11 protein-coding genes are annotated in these 9,197 nt (G+C 72.7%); 7 read left to right on the top strand and 4 right to left on the bottom strand.

Annotation, left to right across the window (positions count from 1 at the left end):
- Positions 1-832 (bottom strand): class I SAM-dependent methyltransferase (locus tag BU198_RS02615; protein ID WP_188295173.1); only part of this gene is annotated, 832 nt, incomplete at its 3' end.
- 94 nt (positions 833-926) lie between these two features.
- On the opposite strand from BU198_RS02615, the gene BU198_RS02610 reads away from it, so the two are divergent.
- The 3 genes from BU198_RS02610 to BU198_RS02600 all read left to right on the top strand — a co-directional run bounded on the left by BU198_RS02610 (position 927) and on the right by BU198_RS02600 (position 4,591).
- Entirely contained in the window at positions 927-1,517 is a 591-nt protein-coding gene (locus BU198_RS02610) for a TetR/AcrR family transcriptional regulator (protein WP_188295172.1), read from the top strand.
- A 232-nt stretch (positions 1,518-1,749) separates the two neighbouring features.
- Positions 1,750-3,183 (top strand): alpha/beta fold hydrolase, encoded by a 1,434-nt coding sequence (locus BU198_RS02605; protein WP_188295171.1) that lies wholly within the window; start codon positions 1,750-1,752, stop codon positions 3,181-3,183.
- A 196-nt stretch (positions 3,184-3,379) separates the two neighbouring features.
- Positions 3,380-4,591 carry an alpha/beta hydrolase family protein gene (locus BU198_RS02600; protein WP_188295170.1) on the top strand — a complete coding sequence of 404 codons (1,212 nt, stop codon included), beginning with the start codon at positions 3,380-3,382 and terminating at the stop codon, positions 4,589-4,591.
- A gap of 246 nt (positions 4,592-4,837) precedes the next feature.
- Here BU198_RS02600 and BU198_RS02595 read toward each other — a convergent pair whose 3' ends face one another.
- Positions 4,838-6,100, bottom strand: a complete 1,263-nt coding sequence (locus BU198_RS02595) for a beta-ketoacyl-[acyl-carrier-protein] synthase family protein (RefSeq protein WP_188295169.1) — start codon at positions 6,098-6,100, stop codon at positions 4,838-4,840.
- Between BU198_RS02595 and BU198_RS41765 the strand changes: the two genes are divergently transcribed.
- The 4 genes from BU198_RS41765 to BU198_RS02580 all read left to right on the top strand — a co-directional run bounded on the left by BU198_RS41765 (position 6,099) and on the right by BU198_RS02580 (position 8,472).
- Positions 6,099-6,275: a hypothetical protein gene (locus BU198_RS41765; RefSeq protein ID WP_223243834.1), complete on the top strand. Its 177-nt coding sequence runs from the start codon at positions 6,099-6,101 to the stop codon at positions 6,273-6,275. The genes BU198_RS02595 and BU198_RS41765 overlap by 2 nt on opposite strands.
- A gap of 25 nt (positions 6,276-6,300) precedes the next feature.
- Positions 6,301-6,843 (top strand): TetR/AcrR family transcriptional regulator C-terminal domain-containing protein, encoded by a 543-nt coding sequence (locus tag BU198_RS02590; RefSeq protein ID WP_223243833.1) that lies wholly within the window; start codon positions 6,301-6,303, stop codon positions 6,841-6,843.
- A gap of 341 nt (positions 6,844-7,184) precedes the next feature.
- Complete coding sequence (locus BU198_RS02585) at positions 7,185-7,799, top strand: hypothetical protein (RefSeq protein ID WP_188295167.1); 615 nt, start codon at positions 7,185-7,187, stop codon at positions 7,797-7,799.
- Positions 7,800-7,830: 31 nt separating this feature from the next.
- A complete protein-coding gene (locus BU198_RS02580; RefSeq protein ID WP_188295166.1) occupies positions 7,831-8,472 on the top strand; it encodes an RICIN domain-containing protein in 642 nt (213 codons plus the stop codon).
- Between the two features lie 197 nt (positions 8,473-8,669).
- Here the strand turns inward: BU198_RS02580 and BU198_RS02575 are convergent, their stop codons facing one another.
- Both BU198_RS02575 and BU198_RS02570 read right to left on the bottom strand, forming a co-directional pair.
- A complete protein-coding gene (locus BU198_RS02575) occupies positions 8,670-8,903 on the bottom strand; it encodes a DUF397 domain-containing protein (RefSeq protein ID WP_223243830.1) in 234 nt (77 codons plus the stop codon).
- Between the two features lie 78 nt (positions 8,904-8,981).
- The gene (locus BU198_RS02570) at positions 8,982-9,194 is read right to left on the bottom strand and encodes a DUF397 domain-containing protein (RefSeq protein ID WP_188295175.1); all 213 of its coding nucleotides are present in this window, start codon (positions 9,192-9,194) and stop codon (positions 8,982-8,984) included.
- Between the last annotated feature and the right edge of the window lie 3 nt (positions 9,195-9,197).

The following is a 9,197-nucleotide window of genomic DNA, read 5'->3' as shown; positions in this document are numbered from 1 at the left end:
GAGCTGGCCCACCAGGTGCTGCCCGGGGCCGGAGGCCAGCAGGTGGTCGGCGGCGTCGGCGGCGTCCCGGCCGAAGCGGCCGGCGGCCTCGACGGCTTCGGCGCGTACGTCGGCGAAGCCGGCCGCGCCGAGCACCCGGCGGATCTCGGCGGGGTCGGCGAGCGAGAACGTCCCGGCCGAAGCGGCCGGCGGCCTCGACGGCTTCGGCGCGTACGTCGGCGAAGCCGGCCGCGCCGAGCACCCGGCGGATCTCGGCGGGGTCGGCGAGCGAGAACATGCCCGGGCCGGAGAGGTCGCTGGCCTCCTGCGGGACCGGCAGGGCGGCGCGCGCCGCGCCGTACGCCCGCACCCACTCGCAGCGGGCCGGGTCGGCGACGCAGACGAAGGCGAGCCGGCCGCCGGGGCGCAGGGCGCGTCCGATGGTGGCGAAGGCGGCGACCGGGTCGGCGAAGAACATGATCCCGAAGCGGCTGATCGCGACGTCGAACCCGGCGGCGGGGAGCGGGTGGACCTGGGCGTCGCCCTGCTCGAACGCGATCCGGTGCAGGCCTTCGTCGGCGGCCAGGGCGCGGGCCCGGGCGAGCATCGGGCCGGAGAGGTCCAGGCCCAGAACGGAGCCCCGGGTGGCGGCACGGGCGGCGAGCCGGGTGGTCTGGCCGGCGCCGCAGCCGACGTCGAGCACCCGGTCACCGGGGGTGATCGCGGCGGCGGTGAGGAGGGGGTGGTTGAAGCCCTCGTTGACCGCGTTCCAGCGGTCGTGGTGGTCGCTCCAGTACCGGCCCTCCTCGCCGTTCCAGGCTTCGGACTGTGCGGTGTTGACGAGCTGGCGCATGGGATGGCTCCTGTCGGACAGCTAGTATGGGCGTTCGCCCATAGAGAAGGTATGGGCGAACGCCCATACTGGCAAGCCCGATACGGAGGACCCGATGTCACCACGCGGCGTAGCGATCCCGGACGTGCGGGAGCGGCTGTTCGCGGCGGCCGAGCGCGTGCTCGCCCGGGAGGGGTCGGCAGGGCTGACCAACCGGGCCGTCACGGAGGAGGCGGACTGCGCGAAGGGCCTGCTGTACAACCACTTCGCGGACCTGGACGACTTCGTGGCGCAGCTGGTGCTGGACCGCTTCGAGGAGATCGCGGCCGAGGTCCGGGGACTGCCCGGGCGGGCGGGGCGGGGTGACGTGCGGGAGAACCTGACGGGCGCGGCGCTGGCGCTGCTGGGGACGAACGGGCCGGCGGTCGCGGCGGCGGCGCTGTCGCGGCATCAGGTCGCGGAGCGGGTCCGGCGGGCCTGGGAGGGCGGCGCGCCGGGGCCGGGCGCGGTCGAGGAGGCGATGGCGCGGTACCTGGAGGCGGAGCAGCGGCTCGGCCGGGTCCCGGCGGAGGCCGACGCGGCGATGCTCGCGCTGGCGGTCACGGGCACGGTGCACCACCTGCGGATGCACGGCAGCGTCCTGGAGGGCGAGAACGACCGGCTGGTCCGTCGGCTGGTCACCGCCCTGGTGCCCGTGCCCGCCTGAGCGGGTGCCGGGCGGTCGCCCGCCCCTCGGGGTGCCGGTGAGGCGTGCCGCCTTCCGTCCGTCCGCCTTCCGTCCGCTGTCCGTCCGTCCGCCGTCCGGGTCCTGACGGTTCGTTCCTGACGGTTCGTTCCTGATCGAATCGCGCCCGGACGCTCGCCATCGAAGTGCCCCGGGGCGCAGGCTGCTTACGTGACCGCGTCAGCACGGGCGCGGCGCGACCGGAAGGACGAACATGACGAGCACGCGCGGGCGCATCGCCGCCCTGCTGGGCGCCGTCGCAGTGGTCGCCGGCACCACGCTGGCCTCCCCCGCGCCAGGCTTCGCCGCCACGGCCGGACCAGCCGGAGCAGTCGGAGCAGCCGGAGCGTCCGGGCCGGCCCGCGACGGCGGCGGGATCACCGGGCAGGCGCCCTGCCCGGACGCGCCCGAGTTCACCTGCGGGACCCTCACCGTCCCGTTCGACCACAGCGGCGCCACCCCCGGCACCCTCGGCCTCCAGGTGGCCTTCACCGGCAACACCACGGCGCCCAGGGGCGACCTGCTGTTCCTCACCGGCGGCCCCGGCCAGCCCGGCGTCCCGGCGATCAGGCGGATGGCGGGCAAGCTGGAGCCCGTCCTCAGGGACTACCGCCTGGTGATGTTCGACCAGCGCGGCACCGGCCGGGACGCGCTCCAATGCCCGGGCCTCCAGGAGGACATGGGCTCCTCCGACCTCGCCGTGCCGCGCAGGCAGTCGGTCGCCGACTGCGCCGCCGCCCTCGGCCCCGACTCCCGCCACTACAGCACGGCGGACACCGTCGCCGACATCGACCGGTTGCGCCGCGCCCTCGGCGCCCGGCGCCTCACCCTGGACGGCGTCTCGTACGGCAGCTTCGTCGCCGAGCGGTACGCGCTCGCCCACCCGTCGCGGGTGGCCCGGCTGGTGCTCGACTCGGTGGTGCCGCGGCAGGGCTTCGACCCCCTCGACCTGGCCGCGCTGCCCGCGACCGCCCGGGTCCTGCGGGCCGCCTGCCAGGCCACCGGCTGCACCACCGACCCGGCCGCCGACCTCGCCGACACCGTCCGTCGGTACGGCAACGGCGCGCAGATCCTGAGCGCGCTCACCGGCTACGAGTTCGTCGACCCGGACTTCGGCGGGGTCCCGGAGATCCTGCACGAGGCTGCCGCCGGACAGCCCGCGAAGCTCCAGGACTTCTTCGCGCTCGTCCGCCAGGAGGTCGACGCCGCCCCGGCCGAGGAGCTCAGCCAGGGGCTGCACTCCGCCGCCCTGTGCGCCGACTCGCGCTTCCCCTGGGGCACCACCGACACCCCCGTCGAGGGCCGCGCGGCGGCGCTGGAGCGCACCCGGCAGCGGCTGACCGCCGAGCAGACCTGGCCGTACGACGCGGCGACCGCGACCGGGCTCGGCAGCCTCTTGGTCTGCCTCGACTGGCCGCGCGAGCAGGTGCCGCCGGCGCCGGCGGACCACCGCAGGCTGCCGGACGTGCCGGTGCTGCTGCTCGGCGGCGACCGCGACCTCTCCACGCCGTACGAATTGCTGTACGAGCAAGCCGAGATGGCGCACGACCCGCAGATCGTGATCGTGCCCGGGGCGGCGCACTCGGTGCAGAACCGGGCGGCGAACCCGGCCGGACGGCAGGCGGTGTACGACTTCCTGCTGAGGTAGCGGGAGCCGTCAGCGGGCCGTTCCGTACGGGGAGACGGAACGGCCCGCCGCCTCGCCGCCGCCTTCGAGGGCGCATCGAGTGCGCTTCGAGGGCGAGCGTTCACTACAGGATCGGCAACGGTGGCACTGGTGCCACCACGGATTCGGATCCAAGGCTCATGGCCGGTACGGAGCCGCGGAACCTAGCGTCGACCCCATGAAACGCAATCGCCGTATCAGCGCTGTCGCGGTGCTGGCGCTCGCCGCCCTCGCCACCGGAACCGGCGCCGGGTTCGCCGCCACGACCACACCGTCGGGCACACCGATGGCCACGCACGCGTTCGACACCGCACCGGCCACAGCCACAGCCACCGCGCCCACGCCGTCCTTCCACGGCACGCTCCCCGCGCCGACCGGCCCCTACGCCGCCGGCGAGGACGTCATCCACCTCACCGACGCGAGCCGTCCCGACCCGTGGGTGCCGTCCTCCGGCCCCCGCCAACTGACCGTCACGATGGTCTACCCGGCCGTCCCCGGAGCCGGGACCCCGGCCCCTTACATGACCCTCGGCGAGGCAGCCGGAATCCTCCAGCGCCGGAAGCTGCCGGCGAGCTCCGGCGTCACCCCGCAGAACCTTTCCGGTGTCACCACGCACGCCTTCGACGGTGCGCGGCCGCAACGCGGCAAGTATCCGCTGGTGGTCCTCTCACCCGCGCACGAGGACCCGCGCATGACGCTCACCGCGCTCGCGACCGACCTGGCCAGTCACGGCTACGTCGTCGCGCTCGTCGGCCACACCAACGAGGACAGCGGCGAGACGCTGGCCAACGGCCGGACGTCGCCGTGCGCGGTCTGCGACGACCCGACGCTCGACTTCGACTCCCTCGCCTCCGGCCGCGCGCTGGACGTGTCCTTTGTGATCGACCGGTTGACGCACGGCAATACCGCGTGGCGCCTGGCACACCTCATCGACCGGCACGAGATCGGCATGGCCGGACACTCCATCGGCGGAGCGGCGGCCGCCGCCACGATGATCGCCGACCCGCGAGTGCGGGCCGGAGTGAACATGGACGGCTCCTTCCACCCGGCCCCGGTGCCCGGCCAGATCGACCGGCCGTTCCTCATGCTGGGTGCGGCTGCCGTCCACCCGGCCGACGGCCACGACACCACGTGGGAGCAGGCCTGGTCCGCTCTCGGCGGTTACAAGAAGTGGCTGACGGTCGCCGGCGCCGACCACTTCAGCTTCTCCGACCTGGACCTGCTCCTGGAGGAGGCCGGGTTCCCGACGCCGTCCCTCTCCCCGGAACGCGGGCTGGTGATCACCCGCGAGTACGTGACGGCGTTCTTCGACCGGACGCTGAAGGGGATCCACAGTCCGCTGCTGGACGGCCCCTCGCCGGACAATCCGGAAGTACTTTTCCAGTACTGACGCGGCACCGCGTCGATCCTTCCAGCGGTAGGGCCTGGCGTGGTGTTCGTCGTCGGCCAGGACGAAGGTGCCGATGGCCGCGGCCGGTTCGTCGCGGGAGGCGAACCGGCCGCGGCGCGGTGGACTCCGGGTACTGGCTGGAAGAGCGGCGCTCCCCCACACCCGTCGACCGGTTGCCCTACCTGTAGCGCCAGGCGGTGGCCCCCCACGGGCAACGGTGCGTTCCCGTGGGCGACTTCGCACGGGTCAGGCTGTGGCCGGCACCGTACGGGACTCCTGGTGGCGTGCGCCGGTGACGACGAGTGAGACGTTCTGCCCGCCGAAGCCGAAGGAGTTGCTGAGCACGGCTTCCTGGGGGGCGTCCCGTCGCTCGGCGACGACGTCGAGGCCGATGTCGTCGCCGACGCCGGCGGCGGTGAGGTTGCGGGTCGGCGGGATGACGCCGTGCTTCACGCTGAGGACGGCGATGAGCGCCTCGATGGCGCCGGCGGCGCCGAAGAGGTGTCCGAGTGCCGCCTTGGGGGCCGTCACGGTGGCGTGGCCGAAGACCTCCCTGATCGCGCGCGCCTCGGCGGTGTCGCCGACCGGGGTTCCGGTGGCGTGGGCGTTGATGTGGCTGATCTGCCCGGGAGCCAGGCCGGCTTGCGCGAGGGCCTTGCGCATGGCGGAGATCTGGCCGGAGCCGTCGGGCGCGGGCGCGGTGATGTGGTGGGCGTCGGCGGCGATACCGGCGCCCGCGATGACCGCGTGGACGCGCGCGCCCCGGGCGGCGGCGTGTTCGGCGCTTTCGAGCACGACGACGGCCGCGCCTTCGCTGAGGACGAAGCCGTCGCGGTCGGCGGCGAACGGCCGGGAGGCCGAGGCCGGTTCGGCGGTGTGCCGCGACAGTGCCTTGGCCTGGGCGAAGCCCGCGACGGTGATCGGGGTGATCGCGGCCTCGGTGCCACCGGCGATGACCACGTCCGCCTCGCCGGCACGGATGAGCCTGGCGCCCAGGGCGATCGCCTCGGCGCCGGAGGAGCAGGCCGAGACGGGCGTGTAGACCCCGGCCCGGGCGCCGTACTCGATGCTGATCAGCGCTGCCGCCGCGTTGGGCATGAGCATCGGGACAGTGCGTGGTGAGACGCGCCGCGTCCCGGCCGTCTCCAGTGCGTCGTCTTCCTTCAGCAGGGTCCGGATGCCTCCGATGCCCGTGCCGATCGCCGATGCGAGCCGGTCCGGGTCCACCCGCGGGGCGCCGGCGTCGGCCCAGGCTTCGGCCGCCGCGGCGAAGGCCGCCTGCTGCGAGCGGTCGAGCCGCCTGGCCCGCACCGGTGGCAGCGACCGGGCGGGGTCGGCCGCCATCGTCCCCGCGACGGTGTCGGGAAGGCCGGCGTCCTCGTGGCCGGACAGGACGACGCCGCGGATGCCGGACTCACCGGCGAGCAGGGCCTCCCAGGTGGACTCCACGTCCGCGCCCAGTGGCGTGATCGCGCCGAGTCCGGTCACGACGACTTCAGTGCGGTGCATGTCCTTGGCCTTTCTTGTATGCGATACAAACGAACGCGGCCAGTTGTATCACATACAATTCAGGCGTGGAGAAGAAGCGAAGCGAAGCCCGGCCGACGTCAGCGCGATCAACGCCGGTCCGGTCAACGTCTGCGCGGTCAACCTCGGCCCGGTCAACGTCGGCCCGTTCGCGTGACCGCGGCCGCGCGACGAGGCGCCGGCTGATCGAGGAGACCGCACGGCTCTGCAAGGAGCGCCCCGGCGCCGAGGTGAGCGTCGCGGAGATCGCGAACGCGGCAGGCGTCTTCCCCAACCAGGTCACCTACTACTTCGGCTCCAAGGACTCGCTGCTCGTGCACGCCGCCTTCCTCGGCCTGCTGCACGACGCCCGGCGGATCGAGCGGATCGGCCGCCAGGCCCCCGACGCGGCGGCGTTCCGGCGCAACGTCGCCCGCGCCGTCCTGGCCATGCCCTCGCTCCCGTCGGTCACGCGGGCACTCGCCGCCGGGATCTCCAAGCCCGAACTCGCCCCCGTGGTCGACCGGCACCTCCAGCTGCTGTTCCGGCAGTCCGAGCGCTTCGTGGGCCAGCTCATCGACAGCCGGGGCTGGAAGACCCGCAGGCCGCTCGGCGCGGAGGCCAGGACGTTCTGGAGCACCGCGCTCGGCGCCGTGCTGCTCGTCCGCGCCGGGGCCCACGGCACCGTCGCCGACCTCGACCTCGCCGGAGCGCTGACCATCCACGACGAACCCGAGCACGGCTGACGACGCCGAACGGCCTGCGGCACGGACCCTCGCGGGGTCCGGTGGCAGGCCTCCTCGGCCGGACTTGTCGAAGGAGCGTCACAATCCCAGAGATCTGGGATTGTGACGCACGACGGGTGACGGCAGGATCTCCTCGGCAGGAACGCGGGAGCACCCTCGACACCGCACCTGTCAGGTACCTGCCATATCGGCGGCCGTCACAGCGACCGCTGGGCCCGCCCGTGTTCCACGGTGCCCCGCTCTCGGACTTCGGTGACGTGGATGCGCCAGACCCCGCCCACTCCCTCTTCGGCCCCTAGGAGTCCGCAGTGACCCGCCTCGCTTCCCGCCGACGTGCCGTGATGCCCGTCGCCGTAGCGCTCTCCGCCCTCGTCTCGGCCGGCGTGCTCGGCGCCGGGACGGCCCAGGCGACCCCGCTTCCGAAGCCCCCGACGACCACCTGTAATCCCAGCGTCGAGCCGACGTGGGTGGACATCATGTCCTACCGGGTCGACCCGGTCATCACCGACTACCTGTCCCTGTACATCGCCGACGGGACGACCGGCCAGCGCACCGACTCGCTGACCAACACGGACTCGGTGAGCACCACCGTCAACAACAGCACCGAGATCGGCGCGAGCCTCTCCGTCCTGTTCGTCAAGGTGGAGGCCAAGGTCGGCTTCTCCGTCATGAAGACCACGTCGACCACGAGGACCTCGCAGATCACCACGACCTGGAACTTCAACAAGCCCGGCAAGTACGGCATCTACCGGGGCACCCGCAAGGTGCAGGGCGAGTGGGTCAAGTACCTCTGCGCCGAGACCAGCCCGACCACCGGCGTGTGGATCAACGCGCTCAGCGGTGGTTCCGGTTCCTTCACCACCTTCGAGCCCCCGGAGATCGGCACCGTCTCCTGCACGACGCAGGAGCCCGCCGGCACGTTGCGGCGGGCCGTCCAGATACGAGTGGGCTGCTGACCGGACCATGGAACACACCGAGGAGAACAACATGACCAGCAGCACGGCGCACCCTGTCCGCCGGCCCGCCGCGCGTTCGGCGGGCGCCGCCCGTACGGTGGCCCGGGCCGTTCGGACGGCCGTCGCCACCGTCGCCGCGGTGGCCCTGCTCGCGACGCCGGCGGTGGCGGACACCGGGAGCGGGGCCGCTCCGGCCGGAGCACCCCAGGGCTTCTACACGTACAACTGGAAGGGCTGGAGCTGCGAGAGGTCCTACAGGATCAACACGCCCACTCCGGGCATGGTCCTGCAGTACGACAACGCATCCGACAACAAGGCGGTGCTCCAAAAGCAGTGGACGGGCGCGGACAACCAGCAGTGGGATGTCTGCCAATGGCCCGGCCCGGTGGAGACCGCCGACTACATCCTGAAGTCCAGGGTGGACGGCCGTTGCGTCACCCTCTGGGACAGCTACCAGGAGGAGGGCTACTGGTTCTCCGTCTTCGACTGCGAGAGCTCTCTCAAACAGAACCAGAAGTTCTGGATCTCCCGCGACCCGGGATCCGACAAGGTGATGTTCCAGGTGCTGCACAGCGGTATGTGGATGGCGATCCAGGGCCCGTTCGCGGCGGACGGCTCGCACGTCAGCCAGTACCTGAACCGCGCCACCGCCTTCTCCCTCCAGAAGCTCTGACCGACAGCGACGGCCCGCACCGGGCCTGAGCAGCTCCGCCGCACGCCCCTGGCACCACCCCCGCCGTAGCGGCCTCCGGGGTGGTGCCAGGAGGAGGAGGAGGAGGGGCGTTCGTCGTCGCGGCCAGGTGGTGTGCAAGACGACGGGTGGGCCCTGGCGGCTGGTGCGCCAGGGCCCACCCGTCCGTCGTTCGCCCGCTACAGCCGAACCGGGAACTCGCCGGCTTTGACGGCGTCGAGGAAGCCCCGGAACGCCACGGGGGTGAACTCCAGGACCGGGCCGCGCCGGTGCTGCTTGGTGTCGCGCACCGGGATGGTGCCGGCCGGAGTCCGGCCGACCTCGACGCAGTTGCCGTTCTCACCGGCCGAGTGGCTGGACTTGGCCCAGCAGTAGCCGCCCTGGTCGAGAGTGGTGCCGTCGCGCATGGTCATCCTCCCAGCTGTCCCCAACTCGACTTGTTCGTCAGACCTGGGCCATGAACGGCCCGGGCCTGCGTTCAAAGCACTGGATCAGACACTGCCGAACTCACCACTGCGAACGGCAGCCACGAACGACGCCCAGGCCTCGGCTCGAAAGACAAGCGCCGGGCCCTGAGGGTCCTTCGAGTCACGGACAGGCATCAGGTCACGAGAGCCGCGCGCAACCTCAAGGCAGTTGCCGCCTTGCTGGCTGTACGTCGACTTCACCCACGAAGCACTGGACAGGTCTACCCGGCCAACCATGAC

The organism is Streptomyces sp. CBMA156, assembly GCF_014596515.1.
Taxonomy (GTDB): Bacteria; Actinomycetota; Actinomycetes; order Streptomycetales; family Streptomycetaceae; genus Kitasatospora.
Note: the sequence above shows the minus strand (reverse complement) of the source record. Positions and strands in the feature narration are given on the sequence as shown.